18 protein-coding genes and 1 pseudogene are annotated in these 23562 nt (G+C 53.7%); 10 read left to right on the top strand and 9 right to left on the bottom strand.

From position 1 onward, the window contains the following. The first annotated feature begins 697 nt into the window (after window positions 1-697). Both NZ653_08035 and NZ653_08030 read left to right on the top strand, forming a co-directional pair. The gene (locus NZ653_08035) at window positions 698-1102 is read left to right on the top strand and encodes a bacteriohemerythrin (protein ID MCS7287066.1); all 405 of its coding nucleotides are present in this window, start codon (window positions 698-700) and stop codon (window positions 1100-1102) included. Continuing rightward, window positions 1099-2094, top strand: a complete 996-nt coding sequence (locus NZ653_08030; protein ID MCS7287065.1) for an MBL fold metallo-hydrolase — start codon at window positions 1099-1101, stop codon at window positions 2092-2094. Before NZ653_08035 ends, NZ653_08030 begins: the two co-directional genes overlap by 4 nt. Window positions 2095-2272: 178 nt before the next feature. Here NZ653_08030 and NZ653_08025 read toward each other — a convergent pair whose 3' ends face one another. Beyond that, on the bottom strand, window positions 2273-4462 hold the full coding sequence (locus NZ653_08025; GenBank protein MCS7287064.1) for a hypothetical protein: 2190 nt from the start codon (window positions 4460-4462) through the stop codon (window positions 2273-2275). Continuing rightward, window positions 4434-6089 (bottom strand): hypothetical protein, encoded by a 1656-nt coding sequence (locus NZ653_08020; protein MCS7287063.1) that lies wholly within the window; start codon window positions 6087-6089, stop codon window positions 4434-4436. Before NZ653_08020 ends, NZ653_08025 begins: the two co-directional genes overlap by 29 nt. Before the next feature lie 150 nt (window positions 6090-6239). Between NZ653_08020 and NZ653_08015 the strand changes: the two genes are divergently transcribed. Genes NZ653_08015 through NZ653_08005 form a run of 3 tightly spaced genes read left to right on the top strand, consistent with a single transcriptional unit; the run spans window position 6240 to window position 9059 of the window. Further along, window positions 6240-6866, top strand: a complete 627-nt coding sequence (locus NZ653_08015) for a hypothetical protein (protein ID MCS7287062.1) — start codon at window positions 6240-6242, stop codon at window positions 6864-6866. After that, window positions 6863-7924 (top strand): undecaprenyl/decaprenyl-phosphate alpha-N-acetylglucosaminyl 1-phosphate transferase, encoded by a 1062-nt coding sequence (locus tag NZ653_08010; protein ID MCS7287061.1) that lies wholly within the window; start codon window positions 6863-6865, stop codon window positions 7922-7924. The genes NZ653_08015 and NZ653_08010 overlap by 4 nt, the downstream gene beginning before the upstream one ends. Then, window positions 7893-9059 (top strand): hypothetical protein, encoded by a 1167-nt coding sequence (locus NZ653_08005; protein MCS7287060.1) that lies wholly within the window; start codon window positions 7893-7895, stop codon window positions 9057-9059. Before NZ653_08010 ends, NZ653_08005 begins: the two co-directional genes overlap by 32 nt. Here the strand turns inward: NZ653_08005 and NZ653_08000 are convergent. From NZ653_08000 to amrS, 5 genes are read right to left on the bottom strand one after another with little or no spacing between them, the layout of a single operon-like run. Further along, window positions 8978-11677 (bottom strand): phospholipid carrier-dependent glycosyltransferase, encoded by a 2700-nt coding sequence (locus NZ653_08000; protein ID MCS7287059.1) that lies wholly within the window; start codon window positions 11675-11677, stop codon window positions 8978-8980. The two genes, NZ653_08005 and NZ653_08000, sit on opposite strands and share 82 nt — an antisense overlap. Next, window positions 11674-13245, bottom strand: a complete 1572-nt coding sequence (gene hutH, locus NZ653_07995) for a histidine ammonia-lyase (protein MCS7287058.1) — start codon at window positions 13243-13245, stop codon at window positions 11674-11676. Before hutH ends, NZ653_08000 begins: the two co-directional genes overlap by 4 nt. Window positions 13246-13248: 3 nt before the next feature. Then, the gene (locus NZ653_07990) at window positions 13249-14130 is read right to left on the bottom strand and encodes a PHP domain-containing protein (GenBank protein MCS7287057.1); all 882 of its coding nucleotides are present in this window, start codon (window positions 14128-14130) and stop codon (window positions 13249-13251) included. After that, window positions 14127-14879 (bottom strand): MBL fold metallo-hydrolase, encoded by a 753-nt coding sequence (locus NZ653_07985; GenBank protein ID MCS7287056.1) that lies wholly within the window; start codon window positions 14877-14879, stop codon window positions 14127-14129. Before NZ653_07985 ends, NZ653_07990 begins: the two co-directional genes overlap by 4 nt. A 7-nt stretch (window positions 14880-14886) precedes the next feature. After that, a complete protein-coding gene (gene amrS / locus NZ653_07980; protein MCS7287055.1) occupies window positions 14887-15903 on the bottom strand; it encodes an AmmeMemoRadiSam system radical SAM enzyme in 1017 nt (338 codons plus the stop codon). Between the two features lie 598 nt (window positions 15904-16501). On the opposite strand from amrS, the pseudogene NZ653_07975 reads away from it, so the two are divergent. The 4 genes and pseudogenes from NZ653_07975 (at window position 16502) to NZ653_07960 (ending at window position 19912) form a co-directional block, all read left to right on the top strand. Then, window positions 16502-16813, top strand: a pseudogene (locus tag NZ653_07975) (methylated-DNA--[protein]-cysteine S-methyltransferase). Continuing rightward, window positions 16810-17919, top strand: coding sequence for a glycosyltransferase family 4 protein (locus NZ653_07970; GenBank protein MCS7287054.1), 1110 nt, complete (start codon window positions 16810-16812; stop codon window positions 17917-17919). The pseudogene NZ653_07975 and the gene NZ653_07970 overlap by 4 nt, the downstream one beginning before the upstream one ends. Further along, the gene (locus NZ653_07965; protein MCS7287053.1) at window positions 17916-19151 is read left to right on the top strand and encodes a glycosyltransferase; all 1236 of its coding nucleotides are present in this window, start codon (window positions 17916-17918) and stop codon (window positions 19149-19151) included. Before NZ653_07970 ends, NZ653_07965 begins: the two co-directional genes overlap by 4 nt. Continuing rightward, on the top strand, window positions 19148-19912 hold the full coding sequence (locus tag NZ653_07960) for a triose-phosphate isomerase (protein ID MCS7287052.1): 765 nt from the start codon (window positions 19148-19150) through the stop codon (window positions 19910-19912). Before NZ653_07965 ends, NZ653_07960 begins: the two co-directional genes overlap by 4 nt. Before the next feature lie 93 nt (window positions 19913-20005). On the opposite strand, the gene NZ653_07955 is transcribed toward NZ653_07960, so the two are convergent. Further along, window positions 20006-20221, bottom strand: a complete 216-nt coding sequence (locus NZ653_07955) for a hypothetical protein (GenBank protein MCS7287051.1) — start codon at window positions 20219-20221, stop codon at window positions 20006-20008. A 219-nt stretch (window positions 20222-20440) separates the two neighbouring features. Here NZ653_07955 and NZ653_07950 point away from each other — a divergent pair, with 219 nt between their 5' ends. Then, window positions 20441-20698, top strand: coding sequence for a hypothetical protein (locus NZ653_07950; protein MCS7287050.1), 258 nt, complete (start codon window positions 20441-20443; stop codon window positions 20696-20698). Window positions 20699-20742: 44 nt separating this feature from the next. Here NZ653_07950 and NZ653_07945 read toward each other — a convergent pair whose 3' ends face one another. Continuing rightward, window positions 20743-23358, bottom strand: a complete 2616-nt coding sequence (locus NZ653_07945; protein MCS7287049.1) for a cyclic nucleotide-binding domain-containing protein — start codon at window positions 23356-23358, stop codon at window positions 20743-20745. Window positions 23359-23562 lie beyond the last annotated feature (204 nt).

The raw sequence follows: 23562 nt of genomic DNA, 5'->3' as shown, positions 1-23562 counted from the left end.
TACCCCCCGATTTTTTCCACCCTCGTGGGCCTGGGGTTTGCCTGAAAACTCATCAGACCTCTCCGGGAGACCCAGCTCTGGCCTATCTGAGCGAGTATCTTCGCTCAGGCTGCCAGGGAAGTCATGGCAGCCAGCGTGCCAATTATAACCCGGATGGAGTTTAACGCACCGGGACTTCCTGAAGCCAGCCTGTGCCTCCTCAAAAGCCTCGGCCAGGAGTGACGATCCGTTTCATCGGCAAAGGCCTTCACCTTTATGACCTGCCCGGGGGAAGAGTTTAAACAATCGTTCGCTATTGGTGCGCCAGGTAAAGGGATGGTAGGAGCGCTCTCTGGAGGAGGTGGTGCTCCCTCTGCGCTTTACGGGCACTGGTGCAGAGGTCGGGTCACCCCGGGCTACTGCCCGGTTCAGCTACCCTTGCGGTCTGAACCAGCGCTGGCAGACAGAGGATAGGGAAGCCATCCGGCGGTTAGTGAATGTGGTTTGCTCCTTCTAAGCGGCAAGCGGGGGTTGAAGAGCGAGCGGGACGAGCTCTATCTGGTGCTGAGGAGATGGTATAGCCACTCTGGCTGTAATGGAACTTCCCCTCCAGGCTCTGGATGCTTTCTGAATTGTGGGTAAAGTTAAGAAAGCAAGCGACTTGGCGTTATCTCTCTTCGGAATTATAATTCAAGAAAACGAAATCACGGAGGCTGGGATGAAAATTCAGTGGACCGAAGAGCTCAGCGTTGGGGTCCCCCAGATGGATGAGCAGCACAAGCGATGGATAGAAATTCTTAACGAATTCTACGATGCCGTAGAGCGCGGAGAACGGGAAGAGGGCATCCGGAAGCTCTTCCAGGGTGTGGAAGAATATACCTCCTTCCACTTTAACGCAGAAGAGCAATTCATGGCGGAGATTGGCTACCCCGACCTGGAGGATCACCGGAAGACCCATCAGCATCTTAAGGAAGAGGTGCTATCAGCCCGGAAGCGATACGACCAGGGAGACCAGAAGGCCGCCCGAGAACTGGTGGCCTTCGTCATTTCCTGGCTCTATACCCATATCGCCAAAACCGACAAAAAATACGGCGAATACTACGCCTCTCGTCAACAGAGATGAAAGATACCTCCTGGCAATCTTCCCTCCCACCATACCTTCACACCCTTCAGGTCCCTACCCCTTTTCCGGTGGGACCGGTAAACCTGTATCTGGCTGAGGGCAATCCCCTGACGTTGATAGACGTCGGGCCCCGGTATGGACCTGCCCGGGAAGCTCTGGAAAGGGCTCTGGCGGTAAAGGGCTTCCGCCTTGCCGATCTGGGTCGTCTGATCCTCACTCACGCCCACAGTGATCACTATGGGTTAGCCGGAACCCTGGCGGAAGAGTTTGGTCCGGAAGTCCTGACCCACCGTTTTAACTTTGCTTTGATGGCCGATCATGAAGTGGAACGGGAGCGCTGGCTGGCTTTCCACAGCGCCCTTGTGCGGGAAGCCGGAATGCCCCTGGAGGAAGCTCAGCAGGTGGACCGAGCCCGGAGGCAAATAACCGTCTTTGCTTCTCCGGTCCGCCCGACCGGTGCACTGGACGATGGGGATACCGTCAGGCTTGGCGATGAAGAGTGGGTCGTCCTGCACACGCCAGGCCACGCCGGGGGGCTCATATGTCTCTACCAGCCCCAACGGCGGCTCCTTATCTCCAGCGACCATCTCCTGCGAGACATATCCTCTAATCCTGTTGTGGAGCCACCGGAACGAGAAGGAGAAAAGCGACCCTCCCGCCTGGCAGATTACATCCGCCAGCTACATCGGATTGCAGCCCTGCCAGTAGCGCTGGCCCTTCCAGGCCATGGCCCGCCTGTGGAAGACGTTCCTGGTTTAATTGACCAGCGCCTGAGATTTCACCACCAGCGGGGACAGGAAATCCTCAAAGTTCTTCAGAAAGGGCCACGCACCCCCTACGAAATTTCCCTTGAACTTTTTCCGCATCTGGACCCCATCAACCGTTTCCTGGCCATCTCGGAAGTAATCGGGCATCTGGATATACTGGAGGCGGAAGGAAAGGTATCGTCCCTGGTGGAAAACAGGGTTCGCCGCTGGATGAGGACCGGTTAATGCCCGTATATCCGCTGGTTCAACCAGTGGCGCACCCAGGACAGGATAAAACATAATGCTGGCCAGAATTTCTGCTGCGTGCTGCTTCATGCTGCGGCGACCCTGGCCTGTTGAGAACCAGCATCTTCAGCGCTTCCCTGAAATTGGCCAGAGCTCATCTGCAGGGTCACAATGTAGATCACTGAAGCGGCTTCAGGCAAACTTCGCCGAGGGATAGGATTTCGTCCCCCTCCATTAACGGCAGATTACGGCCTTCTATAGGCTCATAAAGCTGGAGCGTCAAAGTATAGCAGGCTGAAGGGAGCCCCTCCGGGATGACGAAGCCGTGGCGGTCAATGATGCGCTCCCCTGGCTGCCAGGAAGAAGTGGGGCGTGTCCAGAGGGCAGGAACCCCTGCTTTGCTCAGCCACTTCTGATTTTTATCATCCACCAGGGAGAGAATTACCAGGTAGTCATGGGCGGGTCTGGAGAGGGCGCGCCACCTTAACTCAACGAGCAAGAAACCTTCTGCCGGAGGGAAGGGCGAGAAGGCGTATCCCTCGAGGAGAACTCCATCAAAAGTCAAATTAGTTTCCACCTCGTGCATACCGGCTTTGGGGAAAAGATAAAGAGCCAGCCGTAAGCCCGAGAAGTTTTCCTCCCTGACCCTGTAACCGAAAGCCATGAGCACGCGCTCTATGCCGCTCATTTCCGGCGGGGATGGGGCAGGAAGCAGCCACAACCCTTCATACCAATCCATAAGTTTACCGAGCCAGTTCGCCGTTTCCGGCGGTGGGTCAATATGTCCGTCCTCAAGGCCATACACGGGCAGGCGCCCGCGGTAAGCGCCACTAACATGGGGACTCCATAGGGGCTGAGGGTTAATAATGGCTTGCCCCTCTTTTTCCTGGCGGGCTAACCAGCTGAGCATTTCCCTCAAAGGCTCGGGGACATCTTTGTTGCCAGCCCGGGCTATAACCAGGCATGCAGCCAGAAGAATGGCGAGCAAAATAGCTGCCTGCCCCTTTACGGTGGTGTTCCTGAGGAAAAGCCACCAAGTCAAGCCCCAGACTAATAACAGAAGAGCAAGGGAAAGAAAGTCAACCTCTCCCCCTGTTTTCCAGATAAAATTGAAGTTCTCCGGCTTCAAGAAGGACCAGCTCAGAATCAACGGGGACAGGATGGGATTAAAGAAAGTTTCAGGGGCGTAGAGGGGTATTCCCTTTGCTTCCGTAAGTTCCCGGTAAAGACCAAATGGGACAAATATTCCTGGCAACTGGATTACAATGCCCCCAAAGCTCAGAACAAAAGCTATGGGACGCAGGCGAAGGTTTCGGAAGGCTTCAGCGAGGGGAAGCATCAGCAAGGGCAGCAGGGGGATTAGAAACCTTGGGCCCCAGCAGTCGCCACTGTGCCACATGAACCATTTCCCAAAGAGCAAAATGCTGCCCACTGAAAGGGTGGCGATCAGGAAGGAGATTTCGCGGTGGCGGCGGTGAAATTGCAATACCACAAGGGGCAAAAGGAGAAGCAAAGGAGCATACCATACAAGCCCTTTTCCGGGGCTGAGGGTAAGCCCCAGTATGCCTTGCCACCACACAGCGGAAAAGCTCTCCTGGGGAAGGTAACCGGTATCGAAAAAGTCTTCATACCGAAGCCAGTTCCAGATAGCTAAAAAGATCAGAGCTAAGGCCTGGGGGGCCAGGAAAATCGCCCAGCTCACAAGGCGCCTGGCGGGGCTGGTCTCCGATTCAAACCGCAATTTCAACCAAGCAAAAAGGGGGAAGAAGAAGGCGAAACTGTATTTTGATAGCAAAACTACTCCAAGGGAAACGCCTGCCAGTAAAGAATGGGTAAACCGTCTGGAATCTCTCAGGCAAAATAGGGAAAGCACGGCTCCCAGCAATCCGAGACTGGCGAGAGGTTCCGAGAAAAAAGTTTTAGCATATGGCCAGAGAGGGGTGGCCATTCCCGCCGCAAGGGAAACGGCCAGAGCCTCAAAATCCCCATAGCCGAGTTTTCGGCAAAGGGTGTAAAGGAGCCCGCAGGAAATGGAAATAACAAAAGCATTGAAAAGGAGGACAGTTCTTACAGGGCTGAGCCCAGGAAGCTCCAGGCCAAGCCATACCAGTGGGATTGAGAGCAGGGAAAGGGCGGGGGGCTTGCGGGAATAAAGGTGGCCATCCCGGCCCGGCGTACCCTGCTGGAGGCCCATCCACAGCAGCTGATCCATGTCAATAGACCCCCGCCGGACCAGGTTTTCAGCGGTAGCGAACATCGCCCAGCCATTGGCTGAGAGGATGGTCTGCCCGGTGGTTAGGATGTATAAAGCCAGGAGGAAAAGAAAAACCGCGCCAGCCCTATTCCCGGTCAAATTCCATAAGCACACAGCTTCCCGCTTCTGAAACCCTGAGTCCATTCCCGAAGGTTTTCTCCAACCAGTTGAGAGCTTCCACCTCAAAAGGGTCCGACTGGTTAACGATGACCAAAAACTTCTCCCTTATGCCTACCCGCTCAAAGAAAGCCAGCCTTTCTTCCTCCAGAGAACTTGAGGCCAGGGCCGATTCAGGGAGCAGAACGGCCCGCAATTTGCGTCCGAGGTAAGGGTAGAGGGAGTCGTAGAGGGAACCCCTGAGGAAAACAACGTTGATTCCTGCTTCGTAGCTCTGAAGTTTATCCTGAAGGCCGGCGCACGGTGTTTTCGCCAGGCGGTTTTGAAAGTATTCTTTGCCCAGAGGGACAATTGCCACCGCCAAGCAAAGAACTACAAGGGAAATCCACGCCTTTAGCGCCCATTGTCCGAATTTTAGATGGCGCTCCGTGATCTTCAGGAAACAAATGCCTGCCAAGATAAGTAACCCCAGCGTGCGCAGAAGCACTGCCATCAGCAGGAGCCAGCGCTCTTCGGGAAATATTATGAAGTAACCGACTGCCTCAAAAAGGTTGATCAACGTAAAACTGATGGCTCCTGCCACCCCTATGGGGTTGGGCATCAGAAGGATGAGGAAAGGCAGGAAGTAGACAATGTGTTGAGGGCTATAACCTGTGGTAAGGGCTTCGTAGGAGAAGAAGACTAAAGAAGCAGAGGTGACAAGACGAGAGGGTTCGCCCTGATGGCGGAGGCGCAAAATTAGCCAGAAATATATCAATCCCCACAGCAGGAGAGGGAGTAAACCGGGAATACGCGATGGGTATACAGCGAAAGATTCAGGAGTTGAGAAACGGTCTCCAGCTATGACCCCGTAGGAATAATAGCCATTCATGATAGCCCACACCGTCTCCCATGGGCTTCTACCCATCATTGCCCGGAAGGAAGTGATAAACATATCCGGATTGAGGACCACAAAAGGCACAGCGAGCACGCCTGCAACGATAGAGAAACCTGCCAGACAGAGGACAAATTCCCTTTTCTTCAGGGCTCTGAACCCCAGCGGCAAGAGTAGAGCAGGGACAACTTTGAACATGAACCCCATCCCCAGGCTCGCCCCTGAAAGCAGAGCTCTTATAAGCCCCAGTTTCGGGGATGGTCCAATCCAGAGGTAAAGGCTCAAAAGTACGAAAAACAGGGGGATATTATCAAGCCAGCCCAACGCTGTGTAAAAAGTGGCAAAAAGGCCCAAATAGATCCACCCCGTCAAGCGACCTTTTTCCCATCCCCACAGCTTGTAGCCCATAAGGTAAATGAGGACCAGGTTGCCCGTGTCAAACAAAAGAACCGACAGGCCTATTAAAGTGTTAAACCAGAGGCGGGGGTCGTCCCAAGGGGGCAGCAGCAGGCTTGCTTTATACACCGCCACCACCATCCACGGTAGAAGCGGAGGATATTCCATCCAAAAGTCCTGGTAAGGGTAAAGTCCATAGCGGCTCCACTGGGCGAAAGGCAAAAAACTGACGTGGAAATCGGAAAAGTCAGTGATGAAGCCCCCGGGCCGGAGGAGCATCAGGGCGAAAAACCGCAGGCTTATAAAAAGCAGTATCAGAATCGCTAACTCATTGCGCTTATGTGAGTGGTCCATTTGAGCTGCCCCATATATTTTACCACCTTTACGGGTTCACCAAAAGTTCTGCCCGGGAGAACCTTTGGCAAAATAGATTTTCACACCTATAATTTAGGTGTGGTTTCTCTCACTTTTAACCCGGGCCTGTAGGGATGAGGGAGGGAAACAATGGATTACCGTCTGGAAGCCGGGCTGTGGGTGGCTCTCTCTCTGGCCCTTTATGGGTTATGGTCCAATTACCTTGCGCCTCTCTGGGCAGCTAAGAAGCCAGAAGCACTATGGGCCGAAGTCCTCCAAGAGATAGCTTTCGGGCTATATTTCATGGGTATACCAGCCATCGCTCTTATCAGGGGAGCGATTCTGCCTCGCTTTATGGGCTTTACCCACCTTGACTGGCTTGGGGGAATAGGGCCTTCAATCCAGGCAGCTATTTTCTTCGCCTCGCTCCTGCTGGTTATAGGGCTCATTCGCGGCCGGATTGATCCGGAAGGGGCTGACCCGGGCCTGGCTTTGGTCACTTTTAAACAGGCTTTTTACCTTCAGCTCCACTGGGCCTTTTACCGGGCCTTCGCCATAACCCTCCTAGGCCTCCCTGCAGGAACACTAATTGGCTGGGTTCTCGCCTTGGGGGAGGGATTCCTGTCTTTCCGGGAGAAATTGAAGCCCTCCACCCTTTTCTATCTCGGCAGCCTGGCAGTGGCGACGGGAGTGGTTTTCCTCTTTTCCCGCAACTTTTTTTACTGCTTGGCCCTGCACTGGCTTTTAAGTGAGATGATGAGGAGGTTGAAAAGGTGATTTCTTTCCCTATAGTTTTCGGGACCGCATTCCTTATCTCCTTCCTCCTGACCCCCCTCACCATACCGCTTGGGTTCAAAGTGGGGGCGGTGGATGTTCCAGGTGGAAGGAAAGCCCACTCAGGAATCAAGTCGCGCCTTGGAGGCATAGCTCTTTTCCTTTCCTTCGCTCTGGCCGTAACCCTGACCCTCATTTTACCCGCTTCCATGCTTCCACCCCGAAATGATCCAAAAGAGCTTACCAGGCTTACCGGGGTTATGCTGGGTTCGCTCTTTATTTTCCTGATAGGGCTACTGGACGATAAGTTTAACCTTAAGCCGCCTTTCCAGCTTCTGAGCCAGCTCGCGGTTTCCCTCATCGCCATCGCTTTTCTGGTCTTTATTGAAAGGGTTATGAACCCCTTTACCAACCAGCTGGTAATTTTCCCCTTCCCCCTGGTAATAGCTTTCACTATCTTCTGGATTTCCGGGATGATCAACACCGTTAATTTCCTGGACGGGCTTGATGGGCTTGCCACCGGAGTGGGAGCTATAACTTCGGCCGTCCTGGCCCTACATATGTGGAGGGAAGGGCAATTGAGTGTGGTTCCCCTGCCCTTAGCCCTCCTGGGTTCAACCCTTGGATTTCTGCCCTACAATTTCCACCCCGCCCGCGTTTTCATGGGCAGCTGCGGTGCCTTCTTCCTGGGCTATGCCCTGGGGACCCTATCCATCGTGGCTGGGGCTAAAGTGGCCACAATCCTCCTGGTTATGGGTGTGCCCATAATGGACGTAGCCTGGATAATATTTCAGCGGCTACGCTCCAGAAGTTCCATATTCCAGGCCGACAGGCGCCACCTCCACCACCGCCTCTATGACCTCGGTTTTTCCCAGAGGCAAATCGTGCTGGCCTACTACGGCGTAAGCCTTTTCTTCGGCATCCTGGTCTTCGTGCTCCCATCCCGGCTCTATAAGCTTCTGGCCCTGCTCCTCCTGTGGGCCATTACTTCTGTTCTCTTCTGGCTTTTAACTTTAAAGGGGGAAAAAGGTGGCAATAGGCTTCGTCATCATGGTGGCTAAAAAGGGCCAGGGGAATATAAGCCAGATCCTCTCGAGAGCCCGCCTGGCCGCAGCAGTGGATGCAGTGGAGAAAGCTATAAAGGCGAATTGCTTTGACCCCATTATCGTAGCCACAAACTGGCCAGAGGCAGCAGAAGTATTCCAGGAAATGAAGGTTACAGTAGACCTGGACCAGGAGGATTTTCACTTCGGAAAAAGGCTCTTCGGAATCGTGTCACGATACAGGCTCAGGAGAGTCTTTTACACCGGGGCTGGCTCCATACCCCTGCTCCCCCCAGTGTTCCTATCGGAGATAGGTTCTGCCCTGATGGGGGAAAGCGTTGTAGTAGCCAACAACCTCTTTTCCAGCGATTGGGTAGGTTTTTCCCCCGCCGAAGCTCTGGAGAGAATCTCCCCACCCTCTTCTGACAACGACCTGGCCTGGAGGCTCTGGGATGAGGCTGGCCTGAAACCCCTGATACCACCTCCTTCCACAGCTACGGCTTTTGATATTGATACACCATCAGACCTTATCATCCTCAAAGCTTACCCCGGCCTTGAAGGTAAACTCGCCTCCTTTTTGAAAGAGCTGCCCTTCAGCGTTGAGGTTATACATCGAGTTGTGGAGGTCCTGAAGGACGAGAACGCTTTTATCTTAGCAGCAGGGCGGGTCCCGAGCTACGCCTGGGAAAGGCTGGAGAAAGGAACCCTCTGCCGGACAAGGGTTCTGAGCGAAGAACGAGGGATGCGCTCCAGCGGAAGGCTGAGCCGCGGGGAAGTGCGCTCCTTCCTGGGCTACCTGGTAGAAGCCATCGGGCCTAAAGGGTTTTTCCAGAAGCTGACGGAAATGGCTCAGGCCGCCATCCTTGATACAAGGGTCCTTATGGCCCACTGGGGTATATGGCCGTCCGATGAGGAAAGGTTCGCCTCAGACCTCTTGCTGGCGGAAAAAATTCAGGAGCCAAGGCTGAAGGCCTTCACCCTCGCAGCCAGAGAAGTGCCGATCCCGGTGCTTCTGGGCGGGCACTCCCTGGTCTGCGGCGGAATCCTGGCCCTGGTGGACATAGCTAACGCTCAGGGGTTCAGGGGTAAAAGAACCGAATCCTTGCCGTCCAGTGTATGGAGCCTGGGGAGCCCTTCCTCTGAGGAGTCATAAAGCCCAACTTCAAGGAAATAGCGGCCGTCCTTAAATCCGGAAGGCAGAGGAATCTCGTGCACATCCAGTATAAACTCACCCGGAAGCCAGGAATTCGTTGGAGCCTTTCCTCCATCAGGTGGGGAATCATGGCCGGCCAGGTAGCGGCCCTCTGCATCCAGGATGTGGGTGAAAACAGTGTAAGATTCTGCAATTCGCTCCCGACACTGCCAGAGCAGGGTTACCTTCACGCTGCCGCTGTGCCAGTGAATTTCGTAACCTCTAAGCACAATGCCCTGACCAAAGGCGATTTCTAAAGGGTTTAAGATAGAAGGAGGGGAAAAGAGGTGCGGCCTCCCCTTTATGGTGATTTCACCGAGGAAAACTTTTTCGCCTAGAGCTAACCTGTACCTTCCGGGAGAAATATCGGGGGGGATCTGAAGCTCAATCCATTCCCACCAGGCCCCCTCGCTCCCGGCTGCGCCCCTCAGAGCCTTTTCCCAACGGACTGCGGGATTACCCCTTTCATCCAGCAAGGTGAATTCAACAGAACCTGAACCTACTGACACCAGAGCTTCCCAGAAGGACTTGAAGAGAAGAGGCTGGCCAGGAGCAAGCTCCGAAGGGATTCCCCCATGCCCAAGGAAAGCAATGTTTCCCCACTCAGCCCGCAGGGGGAAGGGGATTTTGAGCTCGGAAGGCAGAAAGGGTCTTAGGGGTTTCAAAATCTCCACTTCCCCCAGCTTAAGTTCCGTCCCTGCCGGATTGCCAGCCTGATCCAGGATGGGAAGCCTCTGGCCGGAGTTCTCCTCATAAACGGCGATGTAAAGCCAATATCGGCCTGGTAGCGTTCCAGGGGGGACGGGAATGGAGAGGAAAACCCAGCTTTGGTTCCCACTTCCCCAGAAAGGAGTTCGGAGGTGGCGGTCGTTGAGGAGCCAGCGGTCATCCTGGCTTAGGGTCAAGCCCCTCTCATCTCGGAGGTAACCTGCCACCTTAAGGGGCTCACGGGTGGGGTGAGAAAGGTGCCAGTAAAGGGCCACCCAGATTTTGTGGCCCGGCGCCGCAGATACCAGGTCTGGCGAGAGGGAAACAGGATTCGGCTCCCTGCCACCCCAATCGGCCCGCTCAAGGGTAAGGCCATCGCCGAATTTGACCTCTACTTCTTCCGGTGAAGGAGTAAGGGTAAAGGGGATTTTACCTTCCGGAAGGCGGTATCGCCAGACCTGATAGCCGGTGAAGGAAACTTCTTCCAGAAGCTCTCCGTGTTTGTCCAGAAGCAACTTCACCAATCCTCGGGGGTCAGCATCGGATTTGAACCAGTGGATCAAAACTGCATGCTTTTTCCCTTCCGTTATCTTTGAGAGAGTCTCGGGCAGCGTATAGAGGTCGGCAAAGAGGTAATGGGCGCGCGCAAACCCCTTCTGGTCTGGGCTAAAGCCTGGCCAGTAAAGGTTCAGGGGAAAGGGAGCATCGGTGATTATAACATCAGCGGGGGAAGTGCAGGAATAGAGGTAAGAGGCAAGGGCTCGTGAATCTTCACGGATGAAAGAGGGAGCACGAGTTTCTTTCAAGAAGCCCCTGAGGAAAAGGCCCGCTATTGTAAGCCCGAGAGCCCAGCCGGCTTTCTGGTGATACCGGGAAATAGCTCCTATTAGAAGGTAAAGGGCTGGGGAAATTCCAGCTATGTAGCGGGGCTCAAAGGCTCCGCCTTTCTGGAAAAAAGAAGTGTAATAGAGGACGGTTGATACCATAAGCCAGCTCAGAAGGAATAGGGCTTCCCTCCGCAAGCCGGAAAGCAGAAGGCCAAAAGCCCCTGCTGCGGCCAGGGTTCCAGCGATTTCTGGGTGAGCTCCCAGAGCTCCAAGAAGCTCCCTCAAAAAGGAAGAGAAAGCCGGAACAGTCAAGTTAGGGTTAGCATAGCCCAGGGTCTGGCTCAGAGCTCTGGGAAGCTGAGGTGAGAAGATCACTATAGTTGCAACCAGGGCAAGGCCTGCCAGGGAAAGGCCTCTGAGCCCTCTCCTCAAGGCCCACGGAGCCAGGAAAATCCCCCATCCCACAAGAACCCAGAAAGCCGAATAATGAGTCAGAAGGCTCAAGGCGGCGGAAATTCCGAAGGCTGCAAACGGCCAGGCCTTTTCTTCCCGCACCCCTTTCCAAAGCATGGCTCCGGAAGCCAAAAGGAAAACCAGCATGACGGTATACATCCTTATCTGCTGAGCTTCCAGAAGCCAGAAGGGAGCTAAGGATAAAGCGATTGTGGCCACCAGTGCTAAGGTCTGCCCCCCAAGCTCTTTACCCAAAGTGAAGCAAAGGGGTAAGCTGAGGGTACCGAAGATGACAGATAGAAAGCGCAGGAAAAAGGCAAAAGCCTGGTCGTGAGGGATGCCGCTTTCATCCAGGGTTATGGCACTGTACGGGGATTGCCAACCTCCAATGCTCATCCAGAAATGGAGAAGGAAGAAATAAAGGGGAGGATGTATATCCAGCTCCCCTGAGGTGGGGATCTCTCTCAGAGGTCTGGAAGCTACCACTATGTTGCGGGCCTCATCCCACCAGATAGGCTGGGATGAAAGGCCCCAGAGGCGCAGTCCGAACCCCAGGAGGATTATGACAAGAACAAGCCCTCTGCCTTTCATGCGTTTCCTGAAGGTTGAATTCCCATTGCCCCGAGCACCTCTTTCACCAGAATGCCTTCCCTCACCAGCCTGTGCACTTTAAGGATATGGGGGTAAAGGGGTTCATCCCTGGCGATGAAAGGCACCTCTTGGCGGATTACCTCATAGGCCACAGCCGTTCCACGGCCCATCCTGGCTTCAGGCCCGAGGCTCTTCCGCCTGAAATCAATAGCCTGAGCGGCGGCCATGAGTTCAATGGCCACTATGGTCTCCACATTTTCCACAACTTTAAGGGCTTTATCGGAAGCCAGAGCCCCCATGCTCACATGGTCCTCCACGTTGGCGGATGTGGGTATGGTATCCGCGGAAGCAGGGTGACACAAAACTTTGTTTTCGGAGGCCAGAGCTGCGGCGGTGTATTGAAGGAGCATAAAGCCAGAATGGAGCCCACCTTCTTCGGTGAGGAAAGGCGGAAGAAGGCCACCGCTGGCTTTCTCATCCAAGAGCCTTGCAATCCTCCGCTCCGAAATGTTCCCTAGGTCAGCCAGAGCGAGGGCCAGATAATCCATAGCCAGAGCCAGGGGTTCACCGTGGAAATTCCCCCCCGAGAGGCATAGGATTTCTTCGTCCGGAAAAATGAGAGGGTTATCGGTAGCGGAATTGATTTCCACCTCCACGAGGTCTTTCACGTAGCTTACAACCCCTCTTACGGCTCCGTGGACCTGTGGGATGCAGCGTAGGGAATAGGGGTCATGGACATAAGGGGAACCGGGAGGACGCAAGAAGCCGCTTCCTTCCAGAAGGGCCGAGATAAAGGTTGCGCACTCCATCTGAGAAGGATAAGGGCGAACCCGGTGGATGAGAGGACTGAAAGCTTTAAGAGTGCCCCACAGAGCCTCCAGTGACATTGCCCCCGCCACATCGGCTGCCAGGACCAGGTTCCAGGCCCGGTGGACAGCGAGGGAAGAGAGGGCTGCTATGAAGGAAGTGCCGTTAGTAAGAGCAAGCCCTTCCTTCGCCTCGAGGGAGATGGGGGAAAGCCCCGCACGTCTCAGGGCCTCGGCTCCAGGAAGCCTTTCCCCTCTGTAAAGGGCCTCGCCCATCCCTATCATTACCAGAGCCATGTGCGCCAAAGGAGCCAGGTCCCCACTTGCTCCTACAGAGCCTTTCCTCGGCACCAGGGGATGAACTCCGGCGTTCAGCATTTTGAGGAGCATCTCTGCCACTTCAACCCTCACCCCTGAGTGCCCTTTAGCGAAGGAGTTAGCCCTTATAAGCATCATGGCTCTTGTCTCAGGAACCGAAAGGAAATCTCCAACCCCAGCTGAGTGGCTCAAGACAAGGTTTCGCTGCAGTTCTCTCACCTTAGAAAGCTCAATGACCCTATCCTTAAAGTACCCGAAGCCCGTGGTTATCCCATAAACCAGTTCCCCTTTTCTCACCAGTTCTTCCACGACTTCCCGGCTGCGCCGCATCCTCTCCACAGCTTTGGAGGAAAAGGTCACAGAGCACTCTTCCGCTCCTTTGCACGCCACTTCCACCACTTCTTCCACTTTCAGATGCTCTCCATCGAGCTCAATCTTTCTCATGGTTTACCTCCTGAAGGCTCTCCTGAGCTCCTCAAATTCTTCAAAGGTTAAGCCTTTTTCTCCAAGCAATGTCCCCTTACTGTTGCCGTGAAAGTCGGATCCGCCAGTTTTCAGAAAACCGAGCCTGCTGGCTAAAGAGGAATAACCCAAGATAAGCTTTTCCGTGATCTCGGGCGGTGCACCCAGATATGGGCGCCTTTTGTCGTAAGTATACGAAACCTCAAGACCCATTACCCCTCGCTCCTTCAGGGTCAGGAGCCACTCTTCAGCCCCATCGGGATGCCTGTAAATTCCGGGATGAGCCAGGACCGCCACTCCTCCCGCTTTGTGGATGGCTTCCGCTGCCTCGCTTATGGAAGCGTAATATTCCCGGCGCACATAAGCCTTCCCCTTTCGGGAGAGGTATTCATCAAAAATTTGCTGGATATTCTGGAAACGGTCGGGGTTTCTCTCCAGAAGGACTTGGGCTATATGGAGCCTGCCCGGGACCCCCCTGGCCCGTGCTAAAACTTCTTCCACATCTATATTGAAACCCAACTCTTGAAGCAACTTTATCTGGCGCATCTTTTGCTCCACTCGAGCTTTAATGGCTTCCTGGAGGAGCGATTTCAACCCCTCATCGCGATGGTTAATGAAATAACCGAGGATGTGAACCCGCTCCCCTCCCTCTACTTCCCCCACAGTTATTTCTATCCCCGGTACCACTTCAACCCCAAGCGCTTTACCTTCTTCCAGCGCTTCCTCTATACCCCCAAGATTATCGTGGTCCGTTATGCCCAGGACAACTATCCCCGAAGCCTTCGCTTCCCGAACCACCTCTTCGGGCCTAAGATCACCATCAGAAAAGGAGGTATGGACATGAAGGTCCACCGGGTAAAAGTTCATAACTCCACCTCCAGGAAATCCCTGGCCAGGATAATCTCGCCCTTGAAGTGCTGAGAAGCCTCCTCATAGACCTTTTCCATTTCCATAGTGGGCCAGAAATGGATGAGTATAAGCTTTTTAACCCCGCATTCTTCAGCCAGTTGAGCTGCTTGAGCCGGGGTTGTGTGACCCTGGGAGGGCCTTGAGACCGAGCACTCATGTATCAGGATATCAGCTTCTTTGGCCAGAGCCACAAGTTCCGGGCAAGGCCCCGTATCCGCTGAGTAAACGAAAGAAGAAGAGCTCAGCCTGGAATTGACCCGCAGGGCGAGAGTAGGAACTACGTGGCGCACCGGGGTGGTCACAAGGGTAAAATCTTCGGCCTCAAAGAGGGTGTAGTTTTTCTCTTCAGAGACTTTGAAGAAGCGCAGGAAATCCGCCCTGAGGCCAAAGGCATTGAGAAGGGCAGCGGCCGTCCTGAGGGTTGGGAAATTGGCGTAAACGGCCAGGGTGGAACTCCGGCGGGCCATTATGAAATGATGCACCAGGGAAGGAAAACCGTAAACATGGTCGGGATGCTGATGGGTCAGGAAAATGGCAAAGAGGCGGTTGGGGTCAAGCCCCGCCATAAGGAGCTGGCGATAGGGATTGGAGGCGCAATCAATAAGGAGTATCCCGGATGGAGTGTCAAAGGCTAAGGAAGTATTATCTCTCTCCCTGGAAGAAAGGGAGGCCCCTGTGCCCAAGATTAAAAGCCTTTGAGAACTCATCCTCAGCTCACCCACCCGGCGGTCCACTGATGATAGGGATTTCTCGCCCGCATCTGGGGCACCGGCCATCCTTAAGCCTTAAGGAAGTAACCGAAAGGCCGAACCTCCCAATAAGGAGAGAGCCACATTCGGGGCACCAGGTGTTTTCCCCTGGGTGGCCTGGAATATTTCCGATGTAAACGAACAAAAGTCCCTCTTCCAGGCCAATCTGACGCGCTCTTTCCAGAGTCCTTACGGGAGTTGGGGGAATACGGAAACGGTAGGCGGGATAGTAAGCGGTAACGTGCCAGGGCGTCTCCGGCCCCAACTCCCGGTAGATCCTGGAAGCTATAGTCCTGAGAGTATCTTCATCGTCATTAACCGTAGGAATGACCAAGGTCGTGATTTCAAGGTGAATTCCCCAAGCCTTGGCTAAAAGGCAATTCCTCCAGACTTTCTCCACATCAGCCCCGCAGAACTTTTCAACAGCTTCTTTACTACCCTTTATATCCACATTCATAGCATCAAGGCCTGCCTCCTTCAGGAGCCTGAGGGCTTCCTCGGTCATATAGCCGTTGGTGACAAAGGTGTTGTAGAGGCCTTTTTCCCTGGCCAGCCTGAACACCTCCAGCGACCACTCTAGCGAAAGGGTGGGTTCATTGAAGCTTATGGAAGTCCCCTGGCAGCGCCACCGGATAGTTTCCCGAACGAAACTTTCGGGTGAGAAGAAACGGGCCCGCAGCGGATCCGGCGGCGATTTGGAAATCTCCCAGTTCTGGCACCAGGGACAGGCAAAATTGCAACTGAAACTGCCAGCCGTCAAGGCCACACTTCCGGGATAGAAATGGTAAAGAGGCTTTTTCTCAATGGGATTAGCGGAGAGAGAAGAAACCAGCCCGTAGGTGAGAGTATATATGGCGCCGTTGCGGTTTTCCCTTGTCCCACACCATCCCTTCTGGCCCTCCTGGAGAAGACAGCGCCTCTCGCAAGTTAAACACTGAACTTTATCCCCCACTTTTTCCTGCAGAATAGCCTCTTTTTCCACCTCTCCCTCCTGCGAGGGTAAGTATAACCGGGCACTGGCGGACTGTCAACCTTGAAAGAAGCCCTTGATGGAACCTCCACCACCCCCTAAAGGGGGCAGAACAGTCTACCAGAAGCTGCCGAAGAGTGCACCTTCCACCAAGCTTTGACAAAGCTCATGAAAATGGGTATCATTGGATTAAAATCTCAACGACGAGGGGCGGGGAAAACACGGGTTTCCGTCCCTCAATTTTTTGGAGGATTGAAACCGTGAAGCAAATTTTCTCTTTTCCCTTTGTCTTTTGTTCCTGGCTCCTGGCTGCCAGACAGGGTAACATGGCCTGGTTTGAAAGTTTCGTTGGGGATCGCTCCCCTTTGACTGAAGCTTCCAGGAATGGGCCTCCTTATCGGAGGAAATTTTCATGGGAGAAATAATCCGCTTTACCTGGCTTGAAACCGCCTGGGGCTGGATGGCCACGGCCTTTTCGGACCTGGGCCTTGTAAGCATAACTCTGCCCTGCCCCTCTAAGGAAAAAGCCATTGGAGAGATCCTCGCCCTATGGCCTGAGGCTTCCCCGGTTGAAGACGCCCTCCAGGAGCTTAAAGGATGCCTTACCCGTTATTTCAAAGGCGAAAGGGTTAACTTCAATTTCCCCCTTGATCTGCGCACCGGCACAGCTTTTCAGAAAAAGGTCTGGGAAGAAGTAAGAAGCATACCATGGGGCCAAACCAGAACCTACGGAGAAGTGGCGGCCAGGGTGGGGAAACCAGGCGCCGCCAGGGCAGTGGGACAGGCCCTGGCCCGCAATCCGCTTCCCATCATCATCCCCTGCCACAGGGTGATCGGAGCTTCCGGAAACCTCACAGGATTTAGCGGAGGAATTGAGCTGAAGAAAAAACTTCTGGCCCTGGAAAGGATAATTAGGCTATGAGGATAGGAATTGATGCCAGGATGGCTTATTACAGCAAGGCAGGGATAGGACGCTACGTTATCAACCTGGTAAAGGCCTTGAGAGAACTTAACCCTCCGGAGGAATTCTTCATCTTCCAGAGCCGCAAAGATAGAACTTTACTGGCCTCTCCCCCCTTTAAAACGGCTTACCTGTGGACCCCATCTCACCACCTTCTGGAGCAGGTTACCCTTCCCCTTGAGCTCTGGCCCCACAGGCTCACTCTCCTTCATAGTCCCGACTTCATCCCGCCCTTTCGTTTCCCTGGCCTTTCGGTTATAACCGTTCACGACCTGGCCTTTCTGATTTACCCCCAGATATTAACCAAAGAAAGCATACGCTATTATGGGCAAATTGAAGAGGCCGTAGAAAGAGCCGATCACATCATAGCCGTATCTCACTGGACCAAAAAAGACCTGGTAGAGCGCCTGGGAGTTCCGGAAGCCAAGATAACGGTAATTTACGAGGCAGCCGAAGAGATTTATCGCCCTATTAACTCGCGGGAGGCGTTTTTTAAAGTTCGGGAGTTTTTCGGCCTTAACGAACGCTTCATCCTTTTCGTCAGCACGATAGAGCCCCGTAAAAATGTGCCAACACTCCTCAAAGCCTTCAGGATCCTGAGAGAACGGTGCCGGGAAGAGGTAAAACTTGTCCTGGTAGGGGGAAAAGGATGGCTGTCGGAAAACGTTTTCGAAATGGTGGACAGGCTTAATCTTCGCAGAGAAGTCCTTTTCCTGGGCTTTGTTCCTGCCGAAAAGCTCCTCTACCTTTACAATGCAGCCTCCCTCTTAGCCCATCCTGCCATTTACGAAGGCTTCGGCCTGCCCATTCTGGAAGCGATGGCCTGCGGCTTGCCCGTGGTGGCTTCCAACGCCGCCTCCATACCCGAAGTTACTGGAAGCGCAGCCGTACTGGTGGATCCAGAAGATGAAGAGGCCCTGGCCGCAGCCATGAGGCGCATCCTCAAAGAACCTGAGTTCGCCCAGGAGCTCAGGGAGAAAGGCTTAAAGAGGGCTTCCATTTTCTCCTGGAAAAAAACCGCAGCTCAAACCCTGGAAGTTTACCGAAAGGTGCTGAGGGAAAAATGAGGAAGCTTTTGGCCATAATGCCTGTAATGCCGTACCCCCCACATCAGGGCACCAACATCCGCAACTATAACCTCCTCCGTCACCTGACCGATGAATACACGGTTCATCTCCTGACTTTTTACGAAAGCTCTGAGCTTGTAGTCCCTGAGCCCTTAAAGAAAATTTGCTCAGTAGTGGAAGCTGTGCCGGCCCCTGTCCATTCTCTGTTCAGACGCTTCATCCGCCTTCTTTCCTCCCCCCTTCCCGATGTAGTCTACCGCAAGGCTTCTTCCCAGCTTCTGGAGCGCCTTAAAGAGCTTACAGCCAGGTATCACTACGACATCGTCCACGTAGAAGGGATAGAAGTTGCTCAATATGGGCTCTGGCTTGCGAGACGGAGGAATAACCGAAAACCAGCCCTCGTATTCGGGGATCAGAATGCAGAATATTTATTGCAGAAAAGAGCTTTTGAAACTGACCTCCGTTACCCCCGCTACTGGGGTGCGGCTTTCTACTCCCTGCTTCAGTGGGGCAAACTGGCACGCTACGAAGCGAAAGTCTGTCGCACCTTTGACCGGGTGATAGCTGTTTCAGAGGCGGATAAAGATGCCCTCATGAAATTGGTGCCGGGGCTTGAGGTTCGTGTTGTCTCCAATGGAGTAGACGTGGAATTTTACGCTAACTTTACCCCTCATGGCCCTCCCTCAGGCGAGTGGAACCCTTATACCCTGGTTTTCACCGGTAAGATGGATTTTCGCCCCAATGTGGATGCAGTCCTCTGGTTTGCCCGCGAAATCCTGCCGAAGGTTAAGGAACAATTTCCTCAGGCTCGCTTCTACGTGGTGGGCAGAAACCCCCATCCCCGATTGAAAGCTCTCATGGGCCGGGAAGATGTGGTAATAACAGGCTATGTGGAAGACATCCGCCCTTACCTCGCTTTTGCCTCCGTCTTCGTAGTCCCGATGCGTATGGGGGGCGGGACGCGGTTGAAAATCCTTGAAGCGATGGCTATGAAAAAAGCGGTGGTTTCCACCACCCTTGGAGCTGAAGGTTATCCCTTCAAACATGAGCTCCACCTTCTCCTGGCTAATGACCCCCAATCCTTTGCTGAAGCTATCTGCCGGCTCCTCAGGGATGAAGGGGAGAGAGCGAGGCTCGGCGAAGAAGCCTTTAAGCTGGTAAACGAGAAATACCGATGGGAGAAGATTATCAAAGCCCTGAAAGAAACCTATCGGGAGCTCCTTGAATCATGAGGAAGCCTTTTGCCCTGGCTAACTGGAAAATGGCCATGACTCTATCAGAAACCGTGGCTTTTATTCGCAAATTCCTTCCGCTGGTGGAAGGCCTCACAGATAAAGTGGAGATAGTCATATGCCCACCCTACACAGCCCTTTATGTAGCCCGACAGGAACTGGAGGGAAGCGGGATACAACTCGGAGCCCAGAACCTTCACCCTGGCCCTGGCCTGGCCTGGACCGGGGAAATCTCGGCGCAATTACTGGTGGATGCAGGATGCAGGTGGGTGATGCTAGGGCATTGGGAACGCCGCCGTCATTTCGGCGAAGATGATGAGTTTGTGAACCGCAAAGTCCGGGCCGCCATTGAAGCCGGTCTCTGTCCTATCCTGCTGGTAGGAGAGCCCGTTAATTTCTCCGGAAAACTGGAGTTGTTCCTCCAAAAGCAGCTGGAAACCTTAACCCGGGAATGCTCGGCCGATGATATTGCGAGGATGGTTTTCGTTTACGAACCGGAAGGGGCGATAGGGGTTGAAGAGCCAGCTTCCCTGGAGCGAATAGAGGAAGGGTGCGCTTTTTTGAGGGGAAAGCTCAGGAAGGATTTTGGAGAGGTAGCTGAAAGGGTTCGGATAATTTACGGAGGCAGCGTTTCCCCTGAATTTGCCTCTGCAATCCTTTCCCTTCCCGATGTGGACGGCCTCGGGGCAACCCGCAGAGGGCGTGACCCCGAGGCCTTTGCCGCCATTGTCAGGTGGATTGCAGAAAAGCGGGCCCGCTAAACCCCCGGAGAAACCAGAGGCCTGGGAAGCCTTATCACCCGGGCCAATGTGATAAAAACGTTTCGGGAGACGACTTAACACCTGGAAAACAGTCTAAGCCAGGGCCCCATGCGCGTTTTCTACACGCCAAACGGTTCTGAGGCCTGATCCTCTAACCCGGAAAACCTCCATGGCTAATCCAGTGTCCGTCGCTGGCGCTGGAAAGTCAGGAGTAAAGGCCCATTGGGGCATAGGTGAAGTCAAAAGTTCCCTGGCCTTGACTTTACCCACATCTTTGGAGCGTATGGACAAACTCAGCCTGGAAGCCATCCGGCGGTTGGTGAATCTCCATCATTCGCTGCTTGTTCTGGGTAGCGAGCAGGGATTGAAGGGTGAGCGGGACGGGCTCTATCTACCCTGGCCGTATTGGAACTTCTTCTCCAGGCCCTGGATGCCTTCTGGGATGTGGGTAAAGCCAAGTTCCTTGCACATTGGAAATAGCGGTGATATAATCCTTTAGCTCTTAAATCGCTAAGGAGGATAGGAAGCATGAGGTTTTATAAAACTAAAGCCAAATGCCCGGATTGCGGGCTGGATTTTGAATATGCTCTGAGCGAAGAAGACATGGAAGATGAACTTGGAGAAGAGGTCTTTTGCCCCCGCTGTGGGGAACTTGCCCTTTACTCCCCTTACACCCCCTGCTCCGAACGGGAATACTATCGCATCCTGCAGGCCTACGATGAACTGGAGCAAATGTACGAGGCTGAGGAATTTGTAGGGGAAGAATGGGAAGAAGAAGAGGAATAAAAAAAGGGGCCTCCCAGCGGAAGGCCCCCGAAACCTTCAAAGTTTTACCTCCTGATCTTCTTAAAGGTCAAATAGAAGCAGGTGTGTATCGTATAATTAGGCCTCTGGATGTCCCCCAGGCCAAGCCCCTCAATCCTGTCGCTCGGCAGACCTTCAACATATACTGAGTAAGAGCCCAGGACTCCGTACATGCCGAAGTCAACGGGGTAATCCTTGCCCTCAACAGGTAAGATGACTTTTACATCCCTCCCGGTGGGCCATTCTATTATTACTCTTTCCCCAACAGCCAAATTGCCGTTTTCGTCTAAAAGCTTTATGTAAATGTTGTGTTTGCCTCCTGCTTCTATCTCATCGTTCCACCGAGCTTCTACCAGCATCCAGTAGGGCTGCCCAGGAGCAACAGGGGCAGGCACAAGCCTTACCCCCAGTGCATTAAGACGCTCATCCCAGACCCTTGGGATAGGAGTGGGTGTCGGGATTGGAGAAACAATAGAGGTTGTTCCAGCGCCAGCAGCTCTGACTTTTGTAGGAGTCGGTGTAGGAGTAAAAGTTGGGGTGGGAGTTGGTGTAGGCTGGGGTGTGGACGTCGCTGTTGGAGTTGCGGTAGGTACAGGGGTTGGAGTGAAAGTGGGAGTAACAGTTGGAGTCGGAGTAAAAGTAGGTGTGGAGGTTGGGGTAAAAGTTGGGGTAACTAAGAAGCCCATTTCCTGAACTGTTTGTATGGTTATGTCTCTGGCTCCCAGAGCTGAGATGACGGTGGAAGGAAGGCTTATCCCGCAAAGCCAGGCCAGGAGCAAAATTATAGCCGCAATTCGGAGCTGAGTCGCTCTTTTTTGAGCCTTGAACCAGGCGACGGAGTCGGAAAGGGCTTTCCTGAGGCCTTCCAGGGCACTTACTACTGTCCTCTGAAGGCCGTAAGCCGGGGATGGAATTGAAACTTTGATTTCAGGGAAGGAAACAGCAGGCCTCTTAACGGTCGGAGCAAACGAAGGGGCTGGTATGGCTTCTTCTCTGCGAGGCGCCGCCAGGAGTCTATGAGTAAGAAGCAAATTGGTATGATGGAGGCGGTCGCTCAAGATTTTACTCAGGGAAACAGTTATGGATGGATAGCGGAGGAGTATTTCGTCAAAGTCCTTCTTCTCCAGCTCCCACAGCTCCAGGTCGGTTCTGGCCCTGGCGGTGGCAGAACGCTCCGTTCCCCTCAAAAGGGCCATTTCCCCAAAGAAATCTCCTTCTCCCAGAAGGGCAATGATGGCTTCTTCCCGGCCGACCTTTTTCACTATTTCCACCTGGCCAGATTCTATCAGGTAGAAGAAATCGGCAGGATCTCCTTCGCGGAAGATGATTTCGCCGGCTTTGAATTTCACAGGCTTGAGGCGAGAGGAGAGATGTTCCAGAATTCCAGGGTCAAGGGAGGAAAAGAGCCGGAGGTGACGGAGTTCTTTTTCCAGGTAATGGCGTTCCAGTTCCATGAGCTTTTCGCCGAGGAGGCGGTTCAGAGCCAGACTTATGGCCGGATACTGAAGGGAAAGCTCCTCAAAATCCGACCGATAAAGGGTCCAGAGGACTGTATCGGATAAGGCGATGGCTGAGAAGTTGTGGGGGCGCCCGGTTATAAGGGCCATTTCTCCAAAGAATTCCCCATCGGAAATTGTATAGGTCCGGCGGGGGCCAACGGTGCGGGCGATTTTTACCTGACCGGTATCCACAATATACATGGAATCACCTGGAGAGCCTTCGGAAACTATCTCCTCGCCGGTCGGGAAGAAGGCCATGGAGAGCCTGGCGGCTACAGCTTTTAAGGCTTCCTCGGGAAGCCCTTTGAAGAGGGGAACCCGCGCCAGGCGGTCTACTGCCAGTGCTTTTTCTCTGCGGCTCAAAGGAATTTTGAGGGCCGAGCCAAGGGTTTTCTTTAGAGATGGATACTGCGAGGAGAGGGCTTTGAAGTCCTCTGCAGCCAAGAACCAGATGAAAGTCTCTGAAGCGGCTCTGGCAGAGTATGAGTAAGGCCTACCGGTCAGGAGGTTGAACTCTCCGAAGCTTTCCCCTTCTTTGAGGACTGTGAATTCATCTTCTCCGGAAGCGAAGAGGTTGAGGGAACCACTTTCCACCAGGAAAAGTCCCTGCGGAGGTTCTCCTTCCCTAAAGATGAATTCTCCAGGCAGATAGCGCCTCAGGGAAAAGCTGGAAGAGATGGTCTCCAGTTCTCTCTCTGAAAGGGCTGAGAAGCCTCCAATTCCCCTAAGCTTTCTTTTTAGATGTTCAATAAGGGGAGCAATCGTAAGGCCCAGCGCCTGGCTTAGTTCCATTCCCAGGGAAGGATTGGAGGCCAGAAGGCTGGTTAGTGATTCCATAGATAGGACCCAGAGCTGGAGGTCGGAAAGGGCCTCAGCCTTTACTGAGGAAGGCTTGCCTTGGAAGAAATCAGTTTCTCCCACAGCGCTTCCTGGCCCCAGAGTGGCCAGGATTTTGCCCTGCGAATCCACCAGGCGAACCCATCCACTTCTTATGATATACAGGAAACTGGAAGGCTCTCCTACTTCAAAAAGCACTTCGCCTTTCTGCCGGCGTCCGGAATTCAGGGCTTTGGCGATGAGGGATATACCCTCGGGCGAAAGGCCGGCAAAAAACGGCATTTTTTGCAGGAACTTCTCTTTCACCTTCCCCCTCCTTAAAGGTAAATTTAGTCCATTATACTGAGCAAGATTTTTAAGGCAAATTTAGGGCATTTCCTGGAAGGTCAAGCGCCATGAAATCACAGGCCTTTCAGGAGGACAATCCTCTCCCGAGCTTGCCAGGTTAACGGCTTCCTGACCTTCCAGCATTCCAAGCCTGACCCAGTAACTAACGCCGGGTTCCATTTC

It is taken from the genome of Anaerolineae bacterium (assembly GCA_025062375.1).
Lineage (GTDB): Bacteria > Chloroflexota > Anaerolineae > SpSt-600 > SpSt-600 > SpSt-600.
Note: the sequence above shows the minus strand (reverse complement) of the source record. Positions and strands in the feature narration are given on the sequence as shown.

Coding starts and splice junctions, on each gene's coding strand:
- NZ653_08035 (MCS7287066.1), top strand. CDS start 698: ATGAAAATTCAGTGGACCGAAGAGCTCAGCGTTGGGGTCCCCCAGATG.
- NZ653_08030 (MCS7287065.1), top strand. CDS start 1,099: ATGAAAGATACCTCCTGGCAATCTTCCCTCCCACCATACCTTCACACC.
- NZ653_08020 (MCS7287063.1), bottom strand. CDS start 6,089: ATGGACCACTCACATAAGCGCAATGAGTTAGCGATTCTGATACTGCTT.
- NZ653_08015 (MCS7287062.1), top strand. CDS start 6,240: ATGGATTACCGTCTGGAAGCCGGGCTGTGGGTGGCTCTCTCTCTGGCC.
- NZ653_08000 (MCS7287059.1), bottom strand. CDS start 11,677: ATGAAAGGCAGAGGGCTTGTTCTTGTCATAATCCTCCTGGGGTTCGGA.
- hutH (MCS7287058.1), bottom strand. CDS start 13,245: ATGAGAAAGATTGAGCTCGATGGAGAGCATCTGAAAGTGGAAGAAGTG.
- NZ653_07990 (MCS7287057.1), bottom strand. CDS start 14,130: ATGAACTTTTACCCGGTGGACCTTCATGTCCATACCTCCTTTTCTGAT.
- NZ653_07985 (MCS7287056.1), bottom strand. CDS start 14,879: ATGAGTTCTCAAAGGCTTTTAATCTTGGGCACAGGGGCCTCCCTTTCT.
- NZ653_07970 (MCS7287054.1), top strand. CDS start 16,810: ATGAGGATAGGAATTGATGCCAGGATGGCTTATTACAGCAAGGCAGGG.
- NZ653_07965 (MCS7287053.1), top strand. CDS start 17,916: ATGAGGAAGCTTTTGGCCATAATGCCTGTAATGCCGTACCCCCCACAT.
- NZ653_07960 (MCS7287052.1), top strand. CDS start 19,148: ATGAGGAAGCCTTTTGCCCTGGCTAACTGGAAAATGGCCATGACTCTA.
- NZ653_07955 (MCS7287051.1), bottom strand. CDS start 20,221: ATGGCTTCCAGGCTGAGTTTGTCCATACGCTCCAAAGATGTGGGTAAA.
- NZ653_07950 (MCS7287050.1), top strand. CDS start 20,441: ATGAGGTTTTATAAAACTAAAGCCAAATGCCCGGATTGCGGGCTGGAT.